The 25,677-nt window shown below is 36.5% G+C and carries 31 protein-coding genes; 6 read left to right on the forward strand and 25 right to left on the reverse strand.

What is annotated here, in order from left to right:
* Positions 1 to 54: 54 nt before the first annotated feature.
* The 7 genes from mraZ to ACWPVE_RS21955 all read right to left on the reverse strand — a co-directional run bounded on the left by mraZ (position 55) and on the right by ACWPVE_RS21955 (position 6,994).
* Positions 55 to 486 carry a division/cell wall cluster transcriptional repressor MraZ gene (gene mraZ / locus ACWPVE_RS21925; protein ID WP_453997691.1) on the reverse strand — a complete coding sequence of 144 codons (432 nt, stop codon included), beginning with the start codon at positions 484 to 486 and terminating at the stop codon, positions 55 to 57.
* A gap of 124 nt (positions 487 to 610) precedes the next feature.
* Positions 611 to 2,236, reverse strand: a complete 1,626-nt coding sequence (bshC, locus tag ACWPVE_RS21930) for a bacillithiol biosynthesis cysteine-adding enzyme BshC (RefSeq protein ID WP_453997127.1) — start codon at positions 2,234 to 2,236, stop codon at positions 611 to 613.
* A 93-nt stretch (positions 2,237 to 2,329) separates the two neighbouring features.
* A complete protein-coding gene (locus ACWPVE_RS21935) occupies positions 2,330 to 2,722 on the reverse strand; it encodes a DUF3397 domain-containing protein (RefSeq protein ID WP_453997129.1) in 393 nt (130 codons plus the stop codon).
* Between the two features lie 3 nt (positions 2,723 to 2,725).
* Complete coding sequence (locus ACWPVE_RS21940; protein ID WP_453997131.1) at positions 2,726 to 3,601, reverse strand: 2-dehydropantoate 2-reductase; 876 nt, start codon at positions 3,599 to 3,601, stop codon at positions 2,726 to 2,728.
* A gap of 275 nt (positions 3,602 to 3,876) precedes the next feature.
* Positions 3,877 to 5,418, reverse strand: a complete 1,542-nt coding sequence (locus ACWPVE_RS21945) for an acyl-CoA carboxylase subunit beta (RefSeq protein WP_453997133.1) — start codon at positions 5,416 to 5,418, stop codon at positions 3,877 to 3,879.
* A gap of 11 nt (positions 5,419 to 5,429) precedes the next feature.
* Entirely contained in the window at positions 5,430 to 5,642 is a 213-nt protein-coding gene (locus ACWPVE_RS21950; RefSeq protein WP_453997135.1) for an acetyl-CoA carboxylase biotin carboxyl carrier protein subunit, read from the reverse strand.
* 11 nt (positions 5,643 to 5,653) lie between these two features.
* Entirely contained in the window at positions 5,654 to 6,994 is a 1,341-nt protein-coding gene (locus tag ACWPVE_RS21955; RefSeq protein ID WP_453997137.1) for an acetyl-CoA carboxylase biotin carboxylase subunit, read from the reverse strand.
* Between the two features lie 182 nt (positions 6,995 to 7,176).
* Between ACWPVE_RS21955 and ACWPVE_RS21960 the strand changes: the two genes are divergently transcribed.
* Complete coding sequence (locus tag ACWPVE_RS21960; protein WP_453997139.1) at positions 7,177 to 7,650, forward strand: N-acetyltransferase; 474 nt, start codon at positions 7,177 to 7,179, stop codon at positions 7,648 to 7,650.
* Positions 7,651 to 7,711: 61 nt separating this feature from the next.
* Here the strand turns inward: ACWPVE_RS21960 and gerR are convergent, their stop codons facing one another.
* The 4 genes from gerR to ACWPVE_RS21980 form a co-directional block, all read right to left on the reverse strand.
* Entirely contained in the window at positions 7,712 to 8,335 is a 624-nt protein-coding gene (gene gerR, locus ACWPVE_RS21965; protein ID WP_453997141.1) for a sporulation-specific transcriptional regulator GerR, read from the reverse strand.
* Between the two features lie 85 nt (positions 8,336 to 8,420).
* Positions 8,421 to 9,185 carry an enoyl-CoA hydratase/isomerase family protein gene (locus ACWPVE_RS21970; RefSeq protein WP_453997143.1) on the reverse strand — a complete coding sequence of 255 codons (765 nt, stop codon included), beginning with the start codon at positions 9,183 to 9,185 and terminating at the stop codon, positions 8,421 to 8,423.
* A gap of 188 nt (positions 9,186 to 9,373) precedes the next feature.
* Positions 9,374 to 9,547: a 50S ribosomal protein L32 gene (gene rpmF, locus ACWPVE_RS21975; protein ID WP_077617716.1), complete on the reverse strand. Its 174-nt coding sequence runs from the start codon at positions 9,545 to 9,547 to the stop codon at positions 9,374 to 9,376.
* A 193-nt stretch (positions 9,548 to 9,740) separates the two neighbouring features.
* Positions 9,741 to 10,262 (reverse strand): YceD family protein, encoded by a 522-nt coding sequence (locus ACWPVE_RS21980; protein ID WP_453997146.1) that lies wholly within the window; start codon positions 10,260 to 10,262, stop codon positions 9,741 to 9,743.
* Positions 10,263 to 10,557: 295 nt separating this feature from the next.
* Here ACWPVE_RS21980 and ACWPVE_RS21985 point away from each other — a divergent pair, with 295 nt between their 5' ends.
* Positions 10,558 to 11,799 carry a nucleotidyltransferase gene (locus ACWPVE_RS21985; RefSeq protein WP_453997148.1) on the forward strand — a complete coding sequence of 414 codons (1,242 nt, stop codon included), beginning with the start codon at positions 10,558 to 10,560 and terminating at the stop codon, positions 11,797 to 11,799.
* 35 nt (positions 11,800 to 11,834) lie between these two features.
* Here ACWPVE_RS21985 and ACWPVE_RS21990 read toward each other — a convergent pair whose 3' ends face one another.
* Positions 11,835 to 12,875: a SepM family pheromone-processing serine protease gene (locus ACWPVE_RS21990; protein ID WP_453997150.1), complete on the reverse strand. Its 1,041-nt coding sequence runs from the start codon at positions 12,873 to 12,875 to the stop codon at positions 11,835 to 11,837.
* A complete protein-coding gene (locus tag ACWPVE_RS21995) occupies positions 12,856 to 13,671 on the reverse strand; it encodes a patatin-like phospholipase family protein (RefSeq protein WP_453997152.1) in 816 nt (271 codons plus the stop codon). Before ACWPVE_RS21995 ends, ACWPVE_RS21990 begins: the two co-directional genes overlap by 20 nt.
* Positions 13,672 to 14,364: 693 nt before the next feature.
* On the opposite strand from ACWPVE_RS21995, the gene ylbJ reads away from it, so the two are divergent.
* Positions 14,365 to 15,591: a sporulation integral membrane protein YlbJ gene (gene ylbJ, locus ACWPVE_RS22000; RefSeq protein ID WP_453997154.1), complete on the forward strand. Its 1,227-nt coding sequence runs from the start codon at positions 14,365 to 14,367 to the stop codon at positions 15,589 to 15,591.
* Here the strand turns inward: ylbJ and coaD are convergent.
* Together coaD and rsmD are read right to left on the reverse strand one after the other, a co-directional pair.
* The gene (gene coaD / locus ACWPVE_RS22005) at positions 15,588 to 16,079 is read right to left on the reverse strand and encodes a pantetheine-phosphate adenylyltransferase (RefSeq protein WP_453997156.1); all 492 of its coding nucleotides are present in this window, start codon (positions 16,077 to 16,079) and stop codon (positions 15,588 to 15,590) included. The two genes, ylbJ and coaD, sit on opposite strands and share 4 nt — an antisense overlap.
* Positions 16,076 to 16,651 carry a 16S rRNA (guanine(966)-N(2))-methyltransferase RsmD gene (gene rsmD / locus ACWPVE_RS22010; protein WP_453997158.1) on the reverse strand — a complete coding sequence of 192 codons (576 nt, stop codon included), beginning with the start codon at positions 16,649 to 16,651 and terminating at the stop codon, positions 16,076 to 16,078. Before rsmD ends, coaD begins: the two co-directional genes overlap by 4 nt.
* 517 nt (positions 16,652 to 17,168) lie before the next feature.
* Between rsmD and ACWPVE_RS22015 the strand changes: the two genes are divergently transcribed.
* Positions 17,169 to 17,558: a DUF7147 family protein gene (locus ACWPVE_RS22015; RefSeq protein ID WP_453997160.1), complete on the forward strand. Its 390-nt coding sequence runs from the start codon at positions 17,169 to 17,171 to the stop codon at positions 17,556 to 17,558.
* Positions 17,559 to 18,187: 629 nt separating this feature from the next.
* Here ACWPVE_RS22015 and ACWPVE_RS22020 read toward each other — a convergent pair.
* The 4 genes from ACWPVE_RS22020 to ylbD all read right to left on the reverse strand — a co-directional run bounded on the left by ACWPVE_RS22020 (position 18,188) and on the right by ylbD (position 19,796).
* Positions 18,188 to 18,463 (reverse strand): YlbG family protein, encoded by a 276-nt coding sequence (locus ACWPVE_RS22020; RefSeq protein WP_453997162.1) that lies wholly within the window; start codon positions 18,461 to 18,463, stop codon positions 18,188 to 18,190.
* A 120-nt stretch (positions 18,464 to 18,583) separates the two neighbouring features.
* Positions 18,584 to 19,027, reverse strand: coding sequence for a YlbF family regulator (locus ACWPVE_RS22025; RefSeq protein WP_453997164.1), 444 nt, complete (start codon positions 19,025 to 19,027; stop codon positions 18,584 to 18,586).
* Between the two features lie 118 nt (positions 19,028 to 19,145).
* Positions 19,146 to 19,385, reverse strand: coding sequence for a YlbE-like family protein (locus ACWPVE_RS22030; RefSeq protein WP_453997166.1), 240 nt, complete (start codon positions 19,383 to 19,385; stop codon positions 19,146 to 19,148).
* Positions 19,386 to 19,406: 21 nt separating this feature from the next.
* Positions 19,407 to 19,796, reverse strand: coding sequence for a spore coat protein YlbD (gene ylbD / locus ACWPVE_RS22035; RefSeq protein WP_453997168.1), 390 nt, complete (start codon positions 19,794 to 19,796; stop codon positions 19,407 to 19,409).
* 378 nt (positions 19,797 to 20,174) lie between these two features.
* On the opposite strand from ylbD, the gene ACWPVE_RS22040 reads away from it, so the two are divergent.
* Complete coding sequence (locus ACWPVE_RS22040) at positions 20,175 to 20,672, forward strand: PaaI family thioesterase (protein ID WP_453997170.1); 498 nt, start codon at positions 20,175 to 20,177, stop codon at positions 20,670 to 20,672.
* Positions 20,673 to 20,942: 270 nt separating this feature from the next.
* On the opposite strand, the gene ACWPVE_RS22045 is transcribed toward ACWPVE_RS22040, so the two are convergent.
* The 3 genes from ACWPVE_RS22045 to safA form a co-directional block, all read right to left on the reverse strand.
* A complete protein-coding gene (locus ACWPVE_RS22045; protein ID WP_453997172.1) occupies positions 20,943 to 21,986 on the reverse strand; it encodes a CAP domain-containing protein in 1,044 nt (347 codons plus the stop codon).
* A gap of 356 nt (positions 21,987 to 22,342) precedes the next feature.
* On the reverse strand, positions 22,343 to 22,768 hold the full coding sequence (locus ACWPVE_RS22050; protein ID WP_453997174.1) for a CBS domain-containing protein: 426 nt from the start codon (positions 22,766 to 22,768) through the stop codon (positions 22,343 to 22,345).
* Between the two features lie 22 nt (positions 22,769 to 22,790).
* Complete coding sequence (gene safA, locus ACWPVE_RS22055; RefSeq protein WP_453997176.1) at positions 22,791 to 23,408, reverse strand: SafA/ExsA family spore coat assembly protein; 618 nt, start codon at positions 23,406 to 23,408, stop codon at positions 22,791 to 22,793.
* A gap of 171 nt (positions 23,409 to 23,579) precedes the next feature.
* Between safA and ACWPVE_RS22060 the strand changes: the two genes are divergently transcribed.
* Positions 23,580 to 23,948 (forward strand): YugN family protein, encoded by a 369-nt coding sequence (locus ACWPVE_RS22060; RefSeq protein WP_453997178.1) that lies wholly within the window; start codon positions 23,580 to 23,582, stop codon positions 23,946 to 23,948.
* A gap of 131 nt (positions 23,949 to 24,079) precedes the next feature.
* Here the strand turns inward: ACWPVE_RS22060 and ACWPVE_RS22065 are convergent, their stop codons facing one another.
* The 3 genes from ACWPVE_RS22065 to ACWPVE_RS22075 form a co-directional block, all read right to left on the reverse strand.
* Positions 24,080 to 24,445 carry an Asp23/Gls24 family envelope stress response protein gene (locus ACWPVE_RS22065; RefSeq protein WP_453997180.1) on the reverse strand — a complete coding sequence of 122 codons (366 nt, stop codon included), beginning with the start codon at positions 24,443 to 24,445 and terminating at the stop codon, positions 24,080 to 24,082.
* A 110-nt stretch (positions 24,446 to 24,555) separates the two neighbouring features.
* Positions 24,556 to 25,065 carry a GNAT family N-acetyltransferase gene (locus ACWPVE_RS22070; protein ID WP_453997182.1) on the reverse strand — a complete coding sequence of 170 codons (510 nt, stop codon included), beginning with the start codon at positions 25,063 to 25,065 and terminating at the stop codon, positions 24,556 to 24,558.
* A gap of 129 nt (positions 25,066 to 25,194) precedes the next feature.
* Positions 25,195 to 25,656 (reverse strand): DUF420 domain-containing protein, encoded by a 462-nt coding sequence (locus tag ACWPVE_RS22075; protein ID WP_453997184.1) that lies wholly within the window; start codon positions 25,654 to 25,656, stop codon positions 25,195 to 25,197.
* Positions 25,657 to 25,677: the final 21 nt, after the last annotated feature.

Here is a 25,677-nt window from a genome sequence, read left to right on the forward strand (position 1 = left end):
ACTCCTAAAGCATTCAACATTCCACAATAATTGTGGTTTCCCACTGAATTTAGGTTAAATATCAAAACCGATCATATTTTCAGCTATATCAGAAAAAGATTCTTCGGATGCCGCGAAATATTCTTCCCAGCTCTCCTTACTCCAAATTTCTATACGGTTAGATACACCAAGAACCACACATTCCTTTTCAAGGCCAGCGTATGAAAGTAATGGCGTTGTAATATTTACTCTACCTTGTTTATCTAGTTCACATTCAATGGCTCCTGAGAAGAAAAAGCGTGTGAAAGCGCGGGCATCTTTTTTAGTAAGTGGGAGTGTTTTTAATTTTTCTTCAAGTATTTTCCATTCCGATTGTGGGTAACCGAACAAACATTTATCTAAACCTCTAGTTAAAACGAACGTTTCACCAAGGTTTTCCCTAAACTTAGCAGGTATAATCATTCGGCCTTTCGTATCAACAGTATGATGGTATTCTCCCATGAACATATCCATTGTCCCCACTTTCTGATTTTATCTTACCACAATCCCCCACTTTCCACCACCTAATTTAATAAATTATTCCAATAAAAAAATCCCCGGAATTCCGAGGATTTTCAACAAAATATCTATATTAAAGCTTAATAACTTTATGTTTTCCATTAAATTCAAACGAAAGTTGTAATAAATCGTAGATAAAATCGTCTCCATACTTATTTAAGTAGTAAAAAACATTCCACACTCTCTCTTGTGGGGAGCCAAGTGGGAGAAGCGATGTTTCAATTCGATTAAAACGATTTAGCTCAATTTCATTTCGTTCCAATATGCTACGATTTAATGTGTTCTTTAGAAAATCAAATTGCGCTTGAACATTTTGAGCATTTTTTAGGAGGAGATCCGCTAGACCAGAATCAACCTCAAGCCCCACTTTTCGTACTTTTTTATGTATTAATTCTACTTCTTTCTTTGCTTCCGAAATAATATCGTCCACATCTGCTGTTTGCTGTGCCAACCATGCCTCTTTCGCTTTTGCTACTTCACCAGATAAGGCGGCTGGAATTGTTAGTCCCACTTCCTTAATATTGGACTCAATGGCCCTTTCCACAAACGTCATCATTAGTCGAGGTACGACAGGAGGCATTTTCATTCCCATCTCGGAAAATACTTTTTTCAGCTCTGCCCAATACGAAACCTCACCAGGTCCAGAAATAAATGCGAGTGTTGGAAAAACAAACTCTTGCATAACAGGTCGAGTTACTACATTATTACTTAATCGTTCTGGTTGTTTCTCTGCAATTTCTAATAATTCATCACCACATAGAATACATTCATTATTTTTTCCACTGAAGACATCATGTTCCACATTATATTCGAGCAATATGCGTTCGTCATTTTGCGTATAGAATAGGTTCGCACTCGACTCATTCATTTCAATTGTTCTTGGATAGTGGTGTGAAGACAATACTTCCTGCTGGAGCAATAATGAATCATGGATCTCTTTATTCTTTTCAACCATTTTTCTTAAATAGTCCGATTGAATGGATCGAAACTCTTTTGAACCTGAATCCACAAGAACTAATCCTGACTCTCCAAAAAAGTCATTAATCATTTGCACAAAAAAATCTACATATGTAGTTGAGTTTTCCACATACCCATTTAAACGGTCAATGAGACCATTTGTATAATTGGTTTCACCATACGTCTCAAAAATTTCTTCTATCCACTCTTTAAGGCCGTCCTGTTCAATTTCTATTGAAGAAACCATTGTCTTGCGGTTATGATATTGCGGCACTGCCTTTTTCCGAATACCATTTTTCAAACTTACATAAAGGTGATTAATTTCTGCAAAGTCATGATCTTCTCCAGCAATCCAAAACACTGGAATAACAGGTACATTTAGCCTTTCTTCTTGTTCTTTGGCAAGTTTGATAATGGAAATTATTTTATGTATTGTGTATAACGGTCCTGTCAATACACCCGCTTGCTGTCCACCAATTACCACCAGACTACTTGGATCCATCAGTTTGTTAATGTTCTCAATCGTGTTCGGATGGTAGTTTAGTCTTTTATTATAAAAGAGTAAGTGTTCCACTAGTTTTTTTCGGTCAAAATGCCTTTTTTCTAAATCTTTTTTTCTCACCTCATATACAAGAGGAGAGTGTATATCGTAATCAAAAAATTTCTCTATATCCATTTTATTTAAAAGATAGTCGCTTACCAAGCGATTTGAAGATGGCAGAGAGAGATCCAAAACCTCCATATGTTCTTGAACTTCCTTTCTTATTCCAGTTTATATCTTAGAAGAGTATAGCACGCTTTTTCTATAAACCAAAAATATTCGCTCAGCTGCTGATTAATTTAACGTTGTACGAACAATACTTTGAATGATCCCGATAAATAGTAATAGAAAATAGGCTGTAGTTGAAGCAAGGAAAGCAAAACGCCAAGATTTCCTAATGATCCTCATAATTTCAATTTCATGTTTGTTTTTCCAAGTGATAAATCCAATTACCAAGGCTGCTAAGATTAAAATAAGGATGATTAACCCAAGCAAGCTTTTCCCAACTATTACAAGTAATAGATAATGAACCGCCAAAAGAAAAAATATGGTCGTAATGTCTATCGTAAGAAATAGAGATTTTCTTGTGTTTTTTATCATTAATCTACATATCAAGTAAACTAGTATGAATCCAAGCAAGGGTATTGTAACAAATGTTGCCGCAAGCCCTGCAAAAAAGTCGATCATACCCTATCCCCCTTTATATTCAATTCCTTTTAAAGAATCATAAAGAAATTGAGTGATGGTTAATTCACGTTTCCGTTTTTTTGCTTCTATTAATATGTAACCTAAAATCGCATCAATCTCCGTTTTTCTTCCTTCTTCAATATCACGCAGCATAGATGATTTATTGCTTGCTGTATTTTTACAAATAGTAGTCACGAGTTCCCACATTTTTTCTTCATTTGTAGGTATAATAGATACAATATCGCGAAAGACGTTTTTCATTTGTTTATGGAAATAGCTATTCTCTAGCAGTTCCCCATTTTTGACACGGTAAAGAGCAGTTAAAGGATTTATGACGGCATTCACAACCAATTTATTTGATAAGATATCAAACCAATCATCATGAAATTCAATTGGAAAATCAGTATGGATATTCTCTAACACGGGTACATTCCCTTTGTATGTACCTATCTTTGTTTGTCCAATGCCAGTATGTATAACCGTGGTATTATCCACTTTTAATGCGCCATGTTCAACAATACCCACTAATATAGTTGCATTTTGAAGTTGTTTTATATGTTCAATATGGCCCATACCATTTTGTAGAAAACAGATCATACCAACTTTTTCAATATCTTTTAATTGTGTTAGAAGGTCCGTTAGTATGTATTGTTTCACCGCAATAAAGAGTAAGTCCATCTCTTTTACGCTTGATGAGCTTATTTTAGCTTGTACATTAAAGGTTTTGACGTTGTTCTTTTTCTCTATTGTTATACCCTTTTTATTTATTTCATTAGCCTGATGTTCAGTTCGTGTAAATATCGTTACGTCGTGACTTTCGGCAAGATACCCTGCAAAAAGTAACCCAATTGAACCTCCACCGATTATTCCAATCTTCATCGTTCCAACTCCATCATTCATTCTACCTTCATATTACCAAATAATCCGACAAAATGACTAGTACAGTCTAGGAAAAATTGCAGAAAGCTGATTTCATTAGAAAAGAAACCCCAAAGGTCATTCCCTTGGGGTTAATTATGTGGATTTTCATTTAGTTTAGGAGTCTCATTCCCAACAGATAGTCTGTCAGACCAATCGGATTTGGAAAAGTGATGTCACTACACTACCTTTTTGAACACTGAGGGTCTTACTTCCCATTACAACTGAAATAATGCTTATACTGGATAAACAGGATGTTTCTTTTTTCCAAATTCAAGTTCTTTTGTCTCATACGCTTCCAAACGATTAATGAGGACAGTGCGCAGATCAGAGGCTGGAACGATATCATCAATAATGAGTTCAGACGCAAGCTTATAAATATCAATAGATTCTTTATACTCCTGTTGTTTCTGTTGAACAAAGGCCATTCGTTCCTTTGGATCTTCGATTTCATTAATTTTATTCGAGTAAACCGCATTTACTGCTGCTTCTGGTCCCATGACCGCAATTTGAGCAGTTGGAAGCGCAACACAATAATCAGGTTCAAATGCAGGACCTGCCATTGCATATAGTCCAGCACCATATGCCTTACGAACGATAACTGAAATCTTTGGAACCGTTGCAGAACTCATTGCTGCAATAAGTTTTGCACCATGTCTTATAATCCCTGCTCTTTCGACTTTCGTTCCAATCATAAATCCAGGTACATCCGCTAAAAATACTAATGGGATGTGGAACGCATCACATAATGTGATAAATTTAGCTGCTTTATCAGCAGAGTCCACAAACAAAACGCCACCCTTAACCTTTGGCTGGTTCGCGATAATTCCGACTGGCCTGCCATCTATTCGGGCAAGCCCAGTAATGATTTCAGGTGCAAATAGCTTCTTAATTTCATAGAAACTTCCTTCATCAATTATGGCATCAATGCCCTCATACATATTAAACGGTGCATTCTGGTTTATTGGAATAATCTCTTGAAGACTTTTTCCTTCTTTTGGTAAACATCCTTTTGTTATAGCAGGTTTATTTAAATAATTTGAAGGGAAAAATCGCAAATAATTTCGCGCACTTTGAATGGCTTCCTCTTCATTTGCTGCAAGTACATCACCACAACCACTTACGGTACAATGCATTCTTGCACCGCCCATCTCTTCTAATGTGACTTTTTCACCTATTACCTTTTCCGCCATACGAGGCGAACCTAGATACATAGAGGCATTCTTATCAACCATAATAACGATGTCGCAAAAAGCAGGTATGTAGGCTCCACCTGCTGCAGATGGACCAAATAATATACAAACCTGAGGAATCATCCCTGAAAGTTTTACTTGATTGTGAAATATCCGTCCTGCCCCGCGTCGATTTGGAAACATCTCCAGTTGGTCGGTAATTCGTGCACCTGCTGAATCTACTAAATATAAAAGTGGGACACGAAGCTTCTCTGCAGTCTCTTGGATTCGGATAATTTTTTCAACAGTACGTGCTCCCCACGAACCTGCTTTTACTGTCGAATCGTTGGCCATTACACATACTTGTTGGCCATTTACTTTACCAATCGCAGTTACAACACCATCTGCTGGAAGATTTTCTGCGGTATTATTGGCGAATTTGCCATCCTCCTGATAGATCCCTTGATCGAATAAAAGAGCAAGGCGATCACGAACAAAGAGTTTGTTTTGTTCTTTAAGTTTTTGATGATATTTTTCATGTCCACCCGCTTCAATTTCTTTTCCTTTTTCGATTAGTCTTTGATCTAAGTCCTTCGTACGAAGCATTTATTCCCCTCCTATTCTAGTTCAAGTAATACATCTTCCTCATTTACAAAATCACCGATATTCACTTTAATACTTGTAACTGTTCCTGTTTCTGTACTTTCGATTGGAATTTCCATTTTCATGGATTCAAGCATGACCACTACTTGACCCTCGTTAATCTCATCACCTTCTGAAACTAATACTTGTAATACCGTTCCCGCCATACTTGCTGTAATTTCCTTCATCATCATTCCTCCTACCGTTTATTTATCAATGATAAGTAGTTTGTTGTATACTCTCCATGAAGAAATGACTCTTCATTTATAATTTGGATAAATAAAGGAATATTCGTCTTTATTCCTTTAATGACAATTTCATTTAAATAGTTTTTTGCTGTTTGAATGGCATCTTGACGGGTATTTCCTTTCACAATAATTTTGGCAAGCATTGGGTCATAAAAAGGAGTAACGATCGAACCTACCTCATACCCATTGTCAATTCGAACGTTTTGAATATTGCTTGGTAATCTGAACTCCTCGATTTTCCCTGGTGAAGGAAAAAACCTAATTGGGTCTTCAGCGTAAAGCCGAAACTCAATGGAATGGCCGAATGAGTTGATTTCACTTTGTGTCATTGGCAGTTTTTCCCCCCTTGCAACTAACAACTGCCATTCGACAAGATCAACGTCCGTTATCATTTCTGTAATCCCATGCTCGACCTGTAGCCTTGTATTCATTTCTAAAAAATAAAAATTTTCTTCTTCATCTACAATAAATTCAATGGTTCCTGCATTTGTATACCCCACATATTCAGCAGCTTTTTTTGCTGTCTGACAGATCTTTTCTCGCGTTACACTAGACAAAAAAGGTGACGGAGTTTCCTCAACCACTTTTTGATTACGTCGTTGAATCGAACAATCTCTTTCAAATAAATGAACAATGTTTCCGTGGTGATCACCAAAAACTTGAACTTCAATATGTCTTGCATTTGGAATAAATTTTTCAATAAATACTTTATCATTTCCAAAATACGATTTTGCTCTCAATTTGGTTGTTTGGAACGCTTTTTGCAATTCATCTTCCGAATGGCAGCAAACCATTCCAATTCCGCCCCCGCCCCCACTTGCCTTTAACATGACAGGATAGCCGTAACTTGTAGCCAGTGTGCAAGCTTCCTCTATCGTATGGATTCCTTCTTCACTTCCTGGAACAACAGGCACACCCGCTTTAATCATCGTTTGTCTTGCCTTCACTTTGTCTCCCATAAGTGAAATGATCGAAGGAGGAGGACCTATAAAAACAATCCCCTTGTCTGTAACTGCTTGTGCAAATTGAGGATTTTCTGATAAAAATCCATAGCCTGGATGGATTGCATCCACCTCTTCCTGCTCCGCAATTTCAATCACTTTTTCCATTTGAAGATAAGATTTAGAAACTTGCGGCTCACCTATTCGGTGCGCAACGGTTGCATTTTTGACAAAAGGTAATTCTTGATCTGCATCAGAATAGATAGCGACTGTTTCAATCCCCAACTCATGGCAGGTTTTTATGATCCTTGATGCGATTTCTCCTCGATTAGCAATTAACACTTTTTTCAAGGCCTTTTCCCCTTTCTTCAAAGGATACATTCTATAATTTCTACACCTATCTACATTTTCCTGCATAATGTTGAAAACGCTTTCTATATTTTTCTACAGAATACTATGTAAATTTATTGTATAATGATTGTAATATCAGAATTTTTGAGTTTCTCTTACTAGAATCACAAGGGGGATATCCAATGTATACGGCAAAAGTTGAAAAATTATTAGTAAACTATAAAACACTTGAAGAATTTAAAGCCTTTAAAGAATACGGTCTTCAAGAACTCTCCATGCTTGAGGATCTTGAATCGAATATTATTGAAAATGATAGCGTTTCACCATTTTACGGAATTTATTTTGGTAACAAATTAGTAGCAAGAATGAGCCTATACCGTGTTGATAAAAAATTTAACAAATATTTTGAGCCTGCACAGGATTATTTAGAGCTATGGAAGTTAGAGGTCCTTCCAGACTATCAAAACAAGGGATACGGAAAAGCATTAGTGGATTATGCAAAATCATACAACCTTCCGATAAAAACGAATCCACGCGTTAAATCTTCTGCTTTTTGGGAAAAGATGGGCTTCAAACCTGCCACATACCATATGGAGCGTGACCTTGGAGAAAACCCTCTCCTTTGGTTTCCAGAAGGTGTACATGAAATAGAGTAAATTAAAATATCTAGACAAACATGAGAAAACAGCTGAACGTATTGTCAGCTGTTTTTTATGTTTATTTTTCAACTCTTTCTAAATTGCCGTTTCGGTCCATTTGAAATTTCACCTTTTTACTTCTTTCATCTTCTTGAAGAACCACCATTTTTCGAGCACGCTCCATAATTTCAATTAATGCCTTATAATCTTCCTCAATTAATTGAATATTATTTTCTAATGTATTATTTTGTGCTTTTAAGGTGTTCACTTGGTCTTGAAGTTTGGTAATTTGGTTAGTCAAATTCTTATTTTCATTTAAAACATTCTGGAGCTCATGTTCTGTTTTCTCATATTTTTCAAGAAAGTGAATAACATCCCTTAGACGTAATTCTGGAGGTTGGCTACTAGTCGTGGTGTGTTCTGCTGGCTGCTGTTCTGCAGATGTTTGCTTGATCTGTTCTCCATTATTATGTTGTTTTAATTGTTTTCGTTGTTTTTTAGCAAGTTCAATTCCTGATTTATATTGCTTGCGTACATATGAATTCCATCTAAAACCGCATGCTGCCGCAGTTCGTGATAATGTACGACCAACTTCTTCAAAAGCACCGAGTTGTGTACCTCCCTCACGGATGTGGCGCAATACTACCTCAGCAAGCAATAAATCCTCATCCTGAGTCCATGCATCTTGACGTGTTGAAGTCATATCTTTCCCTCCTAAACTTCTTTTTTACTTATACATATGCATGTAGTAGAAAAGATAGACTATTCACACTCTAGTAAGAGAAGAATTATTCTTTTTGCATGATTTTTCGAACAGCATCAAAATGCTCATCAGACACCCACAATGCTGAGCATTCCTTAATTTCCTCCATGATTCTCTCCTTCAAGTCCGTTTGTATCCATTTCCTATTTACTACTTTTTTGTAAGATTTTATAACTTTAGAAGTATGTAAGATTTCTTTAGAAATAAATTCTTCGCAGGCCTTTATGAAATTGCCCTCTGATAGGACATGTTGAATAAAACCAAGTTCTTTTCCTTCCTCAGCCGTATGAATGTTCCCTGTCCAAAGGAGGTGATACGCCTTATCAATCGATATTCTTTCTAGTAAGAGAGTCGCACCACCCCATCCGGTGGTAATTCCTTGATTACCATGAACAAACCCGAATCTACTTTCACGAGATGCTAGTCTATAGTCACAGGCAGTTGCCAATTCACAGCCACCACCAATTGCTAGTCCGTTCACTAGAGCAATCGTTGGTTTCGATAATGTAGCAAGTGAATATAAAATCAGACCCATTTTACTTAACATTTGAAATGCTTCTTCCTCTGTATTGAGGTGTTGAAAAACAGATAGATCACCTCCTGAGCAAAATGCTTTCTGTCCCGCTCCTGTAATCACCAGGACTTTATCACTATCATTTCTTTCTACTTCATGGATTGTTTTTGCTAGTCCGTCCATGACATCATAATCAATTGCATTCCATTTTTCAGGACGATTAATTGTAAACCACACAATTCCTTTTTCATCACGAATAACTACATATTTGCTCATGACTGGCCCCTCTCACACTGTACAAATCATTTATTAATTTAATTGTAATGGTTATAATTCCAGACTGGCAAGACAAGGTTGTCAGTTTAATAGCAAAAGGTAAGTATCACACCATTTTTTAGACAAATTAAAAAGCGTATCATTAACATAGATATGTTAATGATACGCTTTAACTGTTAACAATAAGATTATTTGTTAACAACTTCTTTTCCTTTGTATGTTCCACATTCTTTACATACGCGGTGTGCTAATTTCATTTCACCACAGTTTGGGCAAGCCACCATACCTGGCACTTGTAACTTGAAATGTGTACGACGTAGTCTTTTTCTTGTCTTAGAAGTTCTTCTAAAAGGTACAGCCATTATTCCCACCTCCTTAAAAAAATTAAAAGAGGACGTCAAAAAATTCGGCCGAAAATGACTTATCGAATTTCTAGATTGGCTTACTTCTCCATACCTTACGTAGAACTTACGCTTTGGTACTCAAAGCTGCCAACTTAAAATTCTTAGTCCTTTTCATCCTCCTTTTTAAACCACTCTCAAAGTTAGATGGATTTTATTCGTCTTCAAAGAATTTTGCAAGTCCAGCCAATCGAGGATCAATCTTGTTCTTTTTATCATCTTCCGTGATAACTTCCCAACCTTGTCCTGATTGTGGTGCAGCATCTTTAGAGTTCGAATCATCACAAAAAATCTGCATTGGTATTTCGATTAAAATATTTTCCTTGATTAGCGGAAGTAAATCAATTACTTCACCTTCGACTTGATGAACATCATCATTCGAATCAAGGTCAAACTCAGAAGTTTGTCTAAGTAAAAAGGTTTCAGTTGTTTTAATCTCGAATGGAAACTTTACGTCAACCAACGTTCGAGAACATGGTAGAATCATTGATCCTGAAATCGTTAAATGAAAACTCGCTTTTGTAGAACTTAAATCAGCACGACCAGTAACTTTTACTGGAGAAATATCACGTATTGATTTTTCAAGTTCCATTAAGTCTGTTACATCAACAACTTCATCAATCATTAAGTCTTTCCGTGCTGCTAACTGATTTAATTGATTAATTGTCCATTTCAAGTGAAATCACCTCGAAGCGCAACAAAGGTAATTATAGCTTTGCAGATTACATTTGTCAATATTTTTTCTTTACACTATACTAACTTGTAGATACTGTTCTACTATATCAGCTTTTCCAAAAAAATGATATTTAAAAAATAAACTTTTTCAAAGAAAAAAATGCTCCAGTAAGTGTCTCTGGTTCTTGTCTGGAACTATTATGACAATTTCGAACAAAAGATCATTTCTACAAGCCAATTAACTTAAACCAAAGACTGATGGAACTTGAAGTAATACATAGAAAAAGGGTGAAATAATGAAAGCTGTAGGTGTAATTGTTGAATATAACCCATTTCATAATGGACACAAATACCATCTTGATGAGACCAAAAAAAAGACAGATGCCGATTGTACCATAGCCGTTATGAGTGGTAACTTTCTGCAACGTGGCGAACCTGCCCTTGTGTCAAAATGGGTAAGAACGAAAATGGCATTAGAAGCAGGCGTTGATATCGTTATTGAGTTGCCTTATGCATTTGCGACCCAAAAAGCTCAAAACTTTGCAAATGGAGCCATTTCACTGTTAAGTGCACTACGATGTGAAGAAGTTTGTTTTGGAAGTGAAAACGGTACAATCGAAGATTTTGAAAGAACTGTCATATTCATGAAAAAAAATCAGCAATCCTATGATTACACCACGCGTCAATTCATGAAACAAGGGTACAGCTACCCAAAAGCAGCTTCACTTGCTTTTTCTTCACTTGAGAGTCAGCACACATATGTTGATTTATCAAAACCCAATAATATTTTAGGCTATCATTACGTGAAAGCAATACATGATCAAAATAGCTCGCTAAAAGCAAAAACGATTATGCGAACATCTGCTGGATATCATGATGAGACTTTTTCACATAAATCCATTGCAAGTGCAACTAGTATACGCAAAACCTTGTTTTCTACTGAGAAAAACATAGATGAAGTGAAAAATTACGTACCATCTTCTACCGCCAAATGGCTAACTACCTACTATCAAGAAAATCATTTATTCCACAGATGGGAGGAGTATTTCTCTTTATTAAAGTATAGGCTGCTGACGTCTACTTCCTCCGAATTAGCAACAATATATGAGGCCGAAGAAGGGATCGAAAATAGGTTGTTAACTTATATTACTGAATCGGTCTCCTTTCAAGACTTTATGGAAAAAATTAAAACAAAGCGTTACACATGGACAAGATTACAAAGACTTTGCGTACACATCTTAACCAATACAACAAAAGAACAGTTAAAACCAATCAATGAGAAACCAGTCGCAACCTATATTCGGTTACTGGGCATGTCCCTAAAAGGACAAACCTACTTAAACCACATAAAAAAACAAGTTGAACTTCCGATTATTTCAAAAGGGTCCTCATTTTCTGATGAGCTCTTTTCATTAGATTGGAAGGCGGCGCAAACGTATTTAGCGATTTTTCCTGAACCACTTCGTACCAAACTTCTACGTCAGGAATACGCAACGCCTCCAATTAGATACAATGAAGAACAGCAATTATTTCTATAACTAAAACGTCAAAAGCCGCTCCCAATTGGAAGCGGCTAGTTTTTTATTTTATCCACATCAAGATTTTCGAGAAAATGAAGTGCATCTTCGAATGTATCGACAGGTACAATTTTCATGTCACTTTTAATATCCTTTGCAGTTGCTAATGCCTGTTGATAATCAGAATCAACTGCTCCATTTTCATTTGGAGCAAAGAAAATGTCGACATCAGAATTTTCGGCGGCAACAATTTTTTGACCAATTCCACCAATTGGACCGACCTGCCCATCTATATTAATCGTCCCTGTTCCTGCGATACGTAATCCGTGTGTTAAATCTTGTTCTGTAAGCTGATTGTAGATTTCGAGTGTAAACATAAGTCCTGCAGATGGACCCCCGATTTTCTCAGTATCAATTTCAACTTTCGGATCGGTCTCCACTTCAATATCTGTGATTAACTCAATCCCGATCCCTATTTTTTCTGGATTAGTAGGAAATGGAGCCAATGGAATCTTAACCGTCTTCTCCTCTCCATTGCGTTCAATCTCAATGCTTATGATGTCTTTGTCCTTTTTATCAGCCACATAATTCATAAATTTTGTATGCTCATCAATTTGCATCCCGTCAACCGCATAAATTCGATCACCTGGCTTTAATTCTTTCTCTGCAGGCATTCCGTCAACAATCCCCATTATGTAAATTCCATTGTTTTTAAGGGTTACATGCTTGTCAGCATATTTATAGGCCACTGCTATAGCCGTTTCTTGTGAATCCTCCATATAATATAATTGGCGATTTGAATATTCCTCGTCGCTTTCATTTTCTCGTCTTACGCGCTTTATTGGTAGAATTTCATGATAGTTTGCCACTTTTGCCCACGCATAGCTAAATATATTTGCCTTGCCCATGCGGATGGTAGTTAACATGAATTCCCCATCTTCTTTATAACCATTTTCCACCTTAATAATAGGATCCAGTTCTGTTGCCATACCTGGTTTGGTTACGTAATAGGGAAGCTGTATAAAGGTACCTAGAATTGCTAGCACCACTCCGACTGCAAGTACTCTAAAAAATGCTTTATTTCTCTTTCTCTTCATTCAATGCAGACTCCTTCCACTTTGCGATTGCCTCCTGGATCTTAGGAAGTTGTTTTCTAGTTTCTTCTTCCCCAATTTGAATGATGTCCTCAATATTTGTAAAAGCACGTGAACTATAATGGCCTACATGTGGTCGGATCATAATATCTGAAGAAAATTCCCCATACTTCACAAGCTCTTTTTGCATGATATCTATACTCTGTAAAATCACATCAAATATTGAAGAAATCTCTTCATTTATTTTAACATGAGAGACGTCTACCGCAATAACGATATCTGCTCCCATATCTTTTGCTACGGAAATAGGAACCCGATCAATTACTCCCCCATCTACAAGTATCCGACCATCTATTTTCTCGGGCACGAAAATTCCAGGGATTGCAATACTTGCCCTTACAGCATCTGCAACTGGACCACTTCGGAATACGACCTTTTCACCTTTCAACAAATCAGTCGCAACAATACCAACTGGTATATCAAGCTGCTCTATGTTTTTACCATGTGTAAAGACTCGAATGAGCTCCTTCACTCGTTTTCCTGCAATAAAGCCCATCTTTGGCACGGTAAAATCCAAGTAATATTTTCGTTTAAAGGCAAGTGCAAGTTTATATAAACGATTGATATCAAGTCCCGCTCCATAAAAACTTGCGACCAAAGCCCCCATGCTTGTTCCTGCAATGAGATTGATTGGAATGTCTTCCTCTAAAAGAACTTTAATTACACCCAAATGTGCAAACCCTCTCGCTCCACCAGATCCAAGTGCTAATCCAATTTTCGGTTCATTCATACGAATCATCCATCTCCCAACTATAAGACTTCCAGCAATATTTAATGTTCATTTTTCGCATTAACTTCCTTCGAAACCCCGAGGTACAATGGGATCTTCTCACCCGAAAAGCCTATGAATGATTGAACAAAGACTACGAACGGTATATCTCGAGTGACTTGTCTATGTGACCCATATCTTGTGGGTAGGAAAATCATTTGGAGGAATGAAGAAACCCCTACCCGAGAGAAAATTCACTTTATTCCAGTATATGAAAAAAGAAATGAAACTTGTACATTCTTTTGGTCTAAACTTCCCACCTATACACGTATATTTAAATAGATGTACAAACCTTCGTTTCGATTAATGAATCAATTTTGTTCAGAAACTACATAATCATTTCAGAAAATTGTGTGCTCTCTTATTCTATCACTTGTTGGAATAATGTGCGTGTTCAAAAGGAGATTAAAAAAGAACCAATATCTTAAGACGGCGGAGCTTGGAGTACCAGAACGAGGCAACTGCTTGTTAACTTTCCTTGCAGACTTTGAGCTCGGGAATTTACTTCTTAAAATGACTAAACGACTCAAAGGCTTAACTTAGATGTTCACCAGGTAATTGGAGCAATATCCGCATACATTCAATGTGTTCTTTTTGACAGACTTATTGAACATCCTTGTTTACTGAATAGAAGAAAAGAAGACATCTGTAGGAGGAGTACCATTGATACGATCTAGATTTAAAACCGTAGCAATTGCAGCAGGAATTTCTCTACTAACAATTGCCCTTATTTATTTTCCAAAGGAATCACTCGATGCATCAAAAGTTGGATTGGAAATGTGGTGGAAAATTGTATTTCCATCCCTACTGCCTTTTTTAATCATTTCTGAGTTATTAATCGGTTTTGGTGTAGTTAAATTTATCGGTGTCTTATTTGAACCTCTAATGAGACCTTTATTTCGAGTGCCAGGTGTCGGCGGATTTGCATGGGCTATGGGGATGGCTTCAGGTTTTCCAGCTGGTGCAAAGCTAACAGCTAGGCTTAGACAAGAGAAACAGATTACAAGAGTTGAAGCAGAACGACTCGTTTCTTTTGCTAACGCTTCGAATCCCCTCTTTATATTTGCAGCTATATCTGTCGGTTTTTTTAAAAATCCACAACTCGGAATTTTACTTGCAGTCAGTCATTACGTCGGGAATTTTTGTGTTGGATTAATCATGAGGTTTCACGGTAACAAACATGATGAACATACCCCAAAAGATGAAGAAAAAAAGAGTATACTTGTAAAAGCCTTGCAGGAACTTCACCGGACAAGACTGAAAGAGACAAGACCATTTGGTCAACTATTAGGCGATGCGGTGTCTACTTCGATTCATACCTTGCTGATGATTGGCGGATTTATCATCCTATTCTCGGTATTTAATAAACTACTCTCTTTAATTAATTTTATTGCACTAGTCGCTGGTGGATTATCCTTGTTTTTAAAGCTATTTCAAATGCCAGCAGAACTAAGTATTCCGCTTATTTCTGGAATATTTGAAATTACGACTGGTTCGATGATGACAAGTGAATTAAAACATATAGATCTACTCCCAAAGGTGATTACGGTTAGTTTTATTCTTGGATTTTGCGGACTTTCCGTTCAAGCGCAAGTTGCAAGTATTTTGGCAGAGACAGATGTTCGTTTTAAGCCTTTTTTTATCGCACGAATTATGCACGGTTTTATTGCTGGATTTCTCACCTATTTATTATGGAATCCACTCTACGTTAAAAACGCTGGTTCTGAAGAAACGTTTGGAATCTTCACACCTTTCATAACAGAGAATACACCTATCTGGATGGAAAAAATATGGGATGGTTTAATCACGTATGGTCCGCTCTTCACAATCTTTTCATTACTTTGTTACATTGTCATATACGTCGGGAAAGTGAAAAGCCCTCGCATTTAATTTGCGGGGCTTTTGAATTTCTCTTTCAAAGCCATTTCTACTGGCTTTGGCACGAGCTCTGAAATCTCACCATGATATTTGGCAGCTTCTTTAACAATACTTGAGCTTAAGAATGAATATTGATTATTCGTCATCATAAAGAAAGTTTCAATTTTTTCATTTAATATACGATTCATAGAGGTAATTTGCATTTCATACTCAAAATCTGATACGGCACGTAAACCTCTTAAAATGGCATTCGCATTTTTTTGACTAGCGTAATCCATCAAGAGACCTTGAAAAGATTCCACTTCTATATTTTGTAATTCCTTCGTACTTTCTTGTAAAAGTTCAATTCGCTCTTCTACAGTGAACAAAGGCTGTTTCGAAGAATTATTTAACACACACACATAAATTTTGTCAAAAACCTTTGCCCCTCTTTTAATAATATCTAGATGCCCGTTTGTTACAGGGTCGAAGCTTCCTGGGCATACCGCAATTCTCGTCATATCGTTTCCCCTCTCTCTTCCTCTATATATGTATAGATTGAAACTCCAATCACTCCATATATCTCATGGCGAACTAAAGTAAGATTGCCTATTGATTGTTCCAACATGACGTCTGAACCATGTTCTGCAATGATATAACCATTATCCGTTAAAAGTTGATGATCATGAATGGCTTCGATGAGCTCCATCAACTTTTGCTGTTTATATGGTGGATCTAAAAAGATCAAATCGAATTTGATTTCTCGCTTCATAATCGCTTTTAATGCTCGATAAGCATCGTTTCGATACACTTCTGCTTGATCTTGTAGACGACATATATCTAAATTTCCCTTTATTGTTTGGATGGCTTTTTGATCACGGTCGACAAAGATTACTTTGTCGATTCCACGGCTTAACGCTTCGATCCCAAGCCCCCCGCTTCCACCGAATAAATCAAGTCCGTACCCACCATCAAAATATGGACCAATGATATTAAAAATGGCTTCCTTCACTTTATCTGTAGTCGGCCTTGTAGATACTCCTGGTACCGCTTTCAAGTGAAGACCTTTCTTCGATCCAGATACAACTCTCACAACTATCACCACTGTCTATGTAAAATTGAATAACATTATCCTACCATAAACAATATTGTTTGTTAACGAGAATCCAAAAATTCAAGACAAAATTTCGACAAAATCTTCATAGTTCAAAAAATATATAACTTCATGTATACACATTTTTCAATTGGTCATAATTAGTAATAACAACATCATTCGAGGATGTTGTTGCCAACCGCGGAGAAGACTTACGTTTCCCCATAAGTTCTTCCTCCGGTTTCTCCTCTCCCTTTGCCTTCTCCATGTGATCGGTTTTTAAAAGCATGGAATAGAAGGACCCTGCAGGTCGTCTTGCAGGGTTTTTTTAATTTACATACATTTCTATCTTGAAGAATTATTTTATTGAGGGTAAGTTCATTTAGCAAAAGTATCTTAACTCGTTGATGTGTCACTGTTTAAGGCGGTTGCATAATTTGTTTGTTATTTAATTGTCTCTTTTAATCTTTTCATGGTACAGTATACATGAAAAATATGAAAATTGAGGGGTATATAGATGATTCAACGTTTTATAGAGCTTGGTGAAGGATATTCTGATATTTATGAACTTCTTGAGCTTGCTAGAGGAAATAGAAGCAGAGTTTCAAAGCTATTTGCTTTTCACACCACAATTAATGACAGACAAGTTACTTCCTTGGCTGTAGCTTTTAAGCCAACTGATCCAGGTGACTTTCAAGCCATTTATATTTGTAGAGAAGGAATTCCGAATCCTGAGGTCAAACCGAATAAACGTTACACTCTCTTTGCAGAAGTAGCAACTGAACTCGATTTACCAATAATCACTCTCGATGTAAAACCATCAACGATGTTTAACGAAAAAGAACTTTACTACCAACACTTAATTGGTATATTACGAATGAACCGTTACATACCACCGATGCAATAACATACATAAAAAGGGGCTGTCCAAAAAAGTACTGAAAAATGACTTTTGAGGACAGCCCTCATTTTTTGTTTTTTGGGTTTACTAAAAAATCTGGTGTTGATTTCCGCTGCAGGCACTCGCTTTCCGCGGGCGGTCCGGGAGCCTCCTCGTCGCAAGCTCCTGCGGGGTCTCCCCTGGCCACGCTTTTCCCGCAGGAGTCTCGTACCTTCCGCTACAATCAACAAGGTTACAAAATTTAATAGTATTGACTCGTAACTTTTTAAAAAACACACAAAAAAATCATCCTTTTTAGTAAAATGAAGTTACTACACAACATTCCAGAAAGGATGATTTTTTATGAGCAATCAATTAATTACTAATGAAAATTTAACACGCAAACTTCCCTTTTTCCAGAGTTCGAAGAGGAGAAACTAGAAGTTCAAAATGAAGAAAAACAAAAAGAACCTAATCCAAGACAATTAGCCCCTACTTTCAAACCATACGATAATCGACAAATTCAAATGATTTATGATATCGAATCTCTTATTCCACAACATCACGAGGCCCGTGTAGTAGACGAAAAGGCAAGGGAGAAAAACGGTCGTTTTTCTCCCTTGCCTTATTTTTTAGGACTTATCGGACAGCCCCTTTTATAATCCAATTTTATAATCGTATTCCTTTGCTCGATCTGGTTTTTTGTTTTCGAATTCAATCTTTAAAAAGGGTTTATATGATGGTTCTACCTTTTTTACATAGGATAGAGAATTTAATTTCTCCACGATTGAATCCGTATTTTCCATATCATTGTATAGGACTACGTATTTTAGACGTTTTGAAACATAATGAATGTTGCCAAATTTACGCAGCATCTTTGAATGCTTTAGCGAGTGAAGCCAAACAATTATTCCTTGGCGTTGTCCAATCATAGTGTTTTCTCCTTATTTCAGTAACTTAGTTTATAGTGTAGCACAGTGTGTTAATTTCTTACAATAAGAACCATGTAAAAAAACTGCTTTATCTGAAAAATGAAACAGATTCCAGTTGAATTACTTACATCCACACGCTCCGCCACTACCACATCCGCCACCACAGCTCGACATTGAGTCAAAATAAGGATTCCCTGTAGGGACTTTAATATGCTTTGACACAGCCCCACCAAGGATTACACTTATCTCGTCAAGTACTCCTTGTAGGTTGTCCTCTGCCTTTTTAAAATCCGCAATTGTTTCATGGAGGTCAAGTTTTCTTTTCAATTCCCTTGTTTCTTTGGAAACAGTTCGAAAATCAGGATGATATCTTCCAAATCGTTGAACTTCTTCATATTTCTCCTTCATGACTTGAAATTCAGCAATTAGTTTCTGTGCTTCTCTATCTTTTTGCAATGTATATAAACAGCTTCGATATTCTTCTGCTAGTTCTGATTGTAGAATCATCAATGATAGGTTTCGCGCCTCATCAAGTATTTCAACTCTCTCTGTTGTAGCGATCAATATAAAACACCTCCACATCCACTATACCATGATTTTTCGTAAATCGCATCTTTGGTAACAAAACAAACAGTCGAGGTTTTATACTCGACTGTTTGAATTTAGGTAGAGATGGATGATATTAATCACTTTGTCGCATGCCTTGATACATTTGAAGCATGAAAGAGGCCATTTCTAAGGATTGATTCAGTTTTTGCACTTTATGTGGGACTGTTTGTTTGAAATACACCTTGGCCTCATGTTCCAAGCTAGAAAAATCGGTCGGATTACGGGTTAATTTTCGGTACCAAATTGGGTTCTGACGCACGAAAGCCCGTAGTTTTTTTTGGGCGTTGATGTATTCGTATGTTTCTTTGCGCATCTATGCTCTCCCTTCTCACCTTTAATCTTTGCGAAACGCAAATGGATGGTGTTGATGGGGTGAAGATGGCTGTTGAGTTGACTTTTCTTCTCCACGAAACTGATGAATTACGGCTTGAATCGTAGAAAGAGCTTCCCCCACATTTGAGATGTGTTGTTGCAAATTATTCATATCTGCATTTTTTAAGGTTGAAAAGATCTTCCCGATAAAATCTACTTTGTCGCTATCATCGTTTTGACTGTCTTTCTCCTTATATTTGTTCCATTTCTCATCATCCTCACCAAGTATATACCAATCTTCATATACTTCCTGCCAATTAAGGTCCCCTTTTCGTACTTCCTGAATCAACAAAGGATGTTTTTTCACGAAGGATTTAAATTCTTGAATAGATGGATGAAGATTTTTCCCCATATTTATCACCTCTACAAACCTATTTATCAAATATGGCTGACGTATTTTTACCCGATTTTTTCCCCACAAGTAGTGGGTGTTAAGAACGTTACCCAATGATGTGGTGTGATTGGTCCTTGATTTGCAAGTTAAATAATCCTGGCGTCTATCAGAGGCTCCTTTACTCAGCTTTCGTAAAACCCATCTCACATTTGCTTTTACCTACTTCGGACATTCTAAACTTTGAAAATTTGTTGGCCTGTGCTGAATAAAGTCATATAATTGCCTACTATAGTTTATCTTTATTAAATTGTTTTGTTCGCCCATTTTAATTGCAAACTTTTATGTATTATTGTTAAAATAGGAATAATAAAAATATTTCGGATTTGAGGTCATCGGATGGAAGATCGTATTCTACAAAAATTACAATCATTTTTATTCGAAGCAACTGAAGAAGAAAAACATACACTGGAGCTTGTAATCGATGCTGTAATTCGTAAACACACCAAGCAAAATGGCTCATATATTGGAGGCTTATTACAAACTAGTCGTCGAGTCATTGATTCCCAAACATATGAAATCACGATTCCCAATACAGCACTAATACAAAATTCATTACAAATTGTACATGGTGGAATGACAGCAACATTGCTTGATTCCGCAATGGGCTCGGTTGTTCATCAAGTCCTTCCACAGAATAAGGCAGCTGTAACAACTGAAATGAAAATAAATTATGTGGCTCCCGGTATAGGGAAAGAATTGCGATGTGTTGCAAAATTAATTCATAAGGGATCGAAAATATGCGTGATTGAAGGACAAGTATTTCGCGATGACGGAACGCTAATTGCACATGCTACAGGTAGCTTTTTCATCATTGACCGACCAACCAAGATATAAGGACATACCAAAAGCAATACACAACGATGTATTGCTTTTGTCTGTTGACAAACGCTCGCATACTTCGATGCTTGCCTCACTCGTCCGCTCATGAAGGCAACTTCTTCTATTCACGTCTCGAACTGCCACGCCTTGTCTGACAAACGTTTTCAAGACAGTCTGGGGAAATGAATCTTACGTGTGTTTCCTATAAAAATGAGTGTAGACAAAGTCAAGCTTGGCTTTGTCTACACTTTGAAGCAATACACAACGATGTATTGCATTCTTATATCATTTCCATTTCTGGATAAAATTTTGTGTGTAATACTTTTCATATACCCCTACTCCAAGATAATTGTACTCCTCATTTAATAAAGTCTCACGATGACCTTGACTATTTAGCCAGCCCTCTACTGCTGCGATTCCATCTACATATTTTGCTGCAATATTTTCTCCTGCCAATTGATAACTAATTTCTCCCTTTTCAAGTCTTTCTGCAAGCCCACCATTAGTTGGGGAGAAGTGGTCAAAAAAATCATTTATTTGCATATCCTTGCTATGTAAATAGGCCACTTCCGCTAATTGTTCGTCTCCTTTTAGAGGATGTAATCCATGTCTATTCCGATAAATGTTTGTTAAATCATAAATCTGGGCTTTGTTACCCTTTTCGACTTCCATACTTTCAGATTTTGATAGTTTCTTAGCGGACAACAATTCTCCACGGTAGGCCAGCTCATATGGCCGAAGTTTTATCAATGTTTTTCCGTCTAAAAATCGAACACTTGATATTTTTTCCGTAAACGTATCTACATACAATTGGATAAAGACCTCTCCCATTGAAATCAATGGCTTTGTTTTCATTTCCTGTTCTGTTAAGACAAATCGGTATGGGGTTTTATTTACGTTTAATGAGATTTCTGATTTAATTAACCCTTTTCTTTCAATTTCTGCTAATGGTTGTCCTATTTTAAAAGGTTCAACTTCTACATCATTTCCTGTTCCAAATACAGTTACAACTTTATCATTCTCAATTCCAACCTGAATATAATGATTAAAATTCGTATTATATACCCACCAATCATAATCATAGGAGGAACGATCGATTCGACTCGGCTCACCTAATTTTTCTTTTAGTTTTAAACTTTCCATTCCAATGAGGGAATAGAGACCATTAAATTGAAGGATATCCTTTTGATACGGTAGACCTCTTTCAATTGTACTGGTTAAAGGAGCGGTATGAACTAGTCCATTTACACTTTCTGTTCTTCCATAATTAATAGAAATATAGAATATGCTAGAAGATAATAGTAGGATTGTAACAACAATCTTCGCCAATTTCAGAAGACCACTTCCTAACATAAATCAATTTCTATCATATATATTAAATTTTCACTAGATTTATGCGTAAATACATCGAGAAAAACGCAATGTACAAAACCCGTGCACTGTCAATAAAAAAAAGGTATCAAATTTCCCATATTAGAGATATTGATACCTTTTATTAAATTTGTTGATTCGAGTAAGGCACGATGCTCTTTGAGGGAATAGCATGACCAAGGAAGCACCAGCAAGGAGCATAACGACCCGCGTAGGCTACCAAACCGCCCTTGAGAAGCGAGTATCAATTCTGCAACTAGCACCAACTATAAAGAGGTGACTTATTTGCGTGCCTCCCAAAGGTCCCCACTTATTTAATGTAATGGTTCTTGTTCAGAGATGTCACTTAAGGCCTCTCCTGCATGTTCATCCGACATGGTATTTGTTGCTAAATCACCTAGAGAAACAATTCCAACGAGTTGTCCGTTTTCTACAACTGGTAAACGGCGAATTTGATGCTTGGCCATTAACTCGGATGCTTCTTGAAGTGAAGTGTCAGGTGAACATGTAATTAAGTCCTCACTCATCACATTTGTCACTTGATTAGATCCTGCTTTTTTTTCTGCATATCCACGTACAACTAAATCTCGATCAGTAATCATACCGATTAATTTGTTATCCTCTAGAATGGGTATTGCGCCGACGTTTAATTCTTTCATCTTAACAGCTACTTCATATACATTATCTAAAGGTGTGCAATATTCAATATCAGTACTCATAATATCTCGCACAGTTTTCATGTTATCATCCTCGTTTTATGCTTTATTTTCCTATAAACATCTGAGTCCAATAATGCCTTTTTGATCCACCTTCTGCATAGCCAACACCAATATGTGTAACATCACGTTTTAAAATATTGGCCCGGTGACCAGGAGAGTTCATCCATGCATTTACTACCTCCTGTGGGGTTCTTTGTCCCGCTGCTATATTTTCAGCGGCAGTACGGTAAGAGATGCCAAAGTTTTTCATCATCGTGAATGGCGAACCATATGTAGGAGAAGTATGGTCAAAATAATTTCGGTCTCTCATATCCACAGATTTATAACGTGCTACCCTTGATAGTTCCCAATCAATCTTCAATGCAGGTAAACCATATTTTGCCCTTTGCTGATTGGTCAAAGAAATCACCTGATTTTCAATACTTTTGACATTATCTAAAATTGGTATGGTTACCTTCTGTCCTGGATAAATGAGGTTTGGATTTCGAAACTGTGGATTTGCTTGAATAATTTCTGTCAATCCGACCTGATAACGTACAGCAATCTTCCATAAAGAGTCTCCTGGCTGCACTGTATATGTAGTGGTACCTTGTCCATTCGCAATAATTGGACTACTAAAAACAAATAGTACAGCTGTAATAATAAAAAGAAATTTCTTCATCTTGTCCCTCCTTTCCTAGTTAGTTTGACCAATTCTGTAGAAATTTCACATCAAATATTTTTTAATTTTCGTGACATATTAAAGTCAGGCGTTGCAACTTGAATGTTTTCGTACTATTATTATACTGAGAACATATAAATCGTTTAGTGACGGTTTTTGGAGGGAATTTACATGAAATTTGAAAATACGGGGATTGAAAACGTAACAATCGAGTTATCAAGATTAACTGACATTATGACATCTGAAGGATTTATTCTTGCAGGTCAGTGGGATTATGAAAGAATTACATATGATTATAAGTTTGAAATTAAAGGAGACATTTACTATCTTCGTGTTCAAGGTTATGCAGTTGAAGGAATTATCGAGGAAAATGCGACAGGAGCAACTGTTAAGCTATTAGCTCCATTTGTTGGTAAATACTATTACCCACATGGCGTTGAATATGGAGAAGATGAGGTATTTCCTAAACCACTAGTCGACCAATGTAATCGTATCCTTTCGAATGTTAAGCAACAACTCGATGCAGTTGTAAACGCATAATAAGTATACGTGAAGACATTTAAAGAATTTGATACAATCATCCAAATGCTGATAAAAGGTGCTCGATGTCTTCCAATACAACTGAATCAGACAGTTAAATCTAAAAAAAGGAACAGTAAAGCTGTTCCTTTTTACGTTGTTACCAAAGCCTTGCTTCTTGTTAGTCCCTCAACTTTCATTGTCAGATTTGACAATGAAATACCTGTCATGCTTTTGATCTCTTGTATGATTGCCGTTTGAAGGTGTTCACATGTTCTTTTTATTTCTAAACCATATTCAATCGCAATTTTAATCTCTAGCGAAATACATTCCTCATCTTCTTCAATAACAGTAATTCCATTTTTATGAAAGTTCTTATTTAGAATTCCAGACATTCCATCTTTGAAACCCGCAACAAGGGTTACCCCCTCCATATCCTCTACACAAATAGAAGCTATCATTGCAAAAACATCATTCCTAATATATAGAGAACCGTTTTCTAATGATTTTCTAACCATCCCAACCACTTCCCTTTCCCATTTCTTTTTATTCTATAAAAAATATGGTTACTCCCACCATATGCAATTTGAAATGATTTGGGCACTAGTCTAGAAAATCTTTTCTCTATTTAAATAGCCTTTCGTAACTCCCATGTTAAAAACCTACCATCTTTCCTTGTGCACCTCATCCCTAATTTTTCAAAAAGCTGAATCGATTGGTAATTACTATCGCTGCACTCCATAAGTATTTTTTTTGCATTTGCTTGAGCAACAAGCCAATCAATTAATGCATCTACCGCTTCGTATGTTAAGTTTGTTTGTTGATAATCTCGATTCATCGTATACGTTAATTGGACATTTCCCTTTTTATCTGGTTTCCCTTGAAGATATATATCACCGATGATTCGTTTTTCAGCATAATTAATAATTAGCCATAACCCCCATCCATAATGGCTTTCGTCTTTTTCGAGTTTTTCTATATAAAACGGAAGAATACCAGTTATTAATGGAGATGGCCATGTTTGTGGAATCGTTATAGGTGATCGTTTTTCAAGTTCTTTGCGATGAAAAACTAATGATTTGGCAATATCCAAAGAACATGGAACTAATAATAAGTTTTCTGTAAAGATCTCAATCATCCTTAACACTCCCCTCTAACATTGATAAATTAGGAATCATAGGTTTATGTGAATCTTATACAAAATAAAAAGGTGCTCTAGAATATTGTATTCTAGAACACCTTATACATATTACAATCTCTAACTCATTTAAAAACCAAAAATGGCTTTTAACATCGATGTGGTCTCTCCACCCTTATAAAAAATGTACAACAGTAAATAAACTGCAACACCAGTTAAGGCTGAGAAGAACCAAATAATACTCGTTATTGGACCAATTTTACGATGTTTTGTAATATTATTTTTAAAACCTAGATAGAGCGTAACTATTCCAAAAACCGCACCAATTGTTGCCAGTGTGATATGAAAGATTAGAAAAATAGTATAGTACAACTTCACATCATCTGGGCCACCAAATGAAGTATTTCCAATAAAGATTGTTCTCGACATATAAATCACAAAGAAAATCAGTGCAAAAACTGCTGCTGTTGTCATTGCTCTTTTATGAGCATCAATTTTTTTCTGTTTAATTAAATACCAACCGATTCCAACTGTAACTGCACTTAAAACAATAAAAGCTGTGCTCAGTGTAGGTAATAACGGGATATTCATAGCTAACCTCTCCCATTTTAT

Source organism: Bacillus nitroreducens, assembly GCF_964021195.1.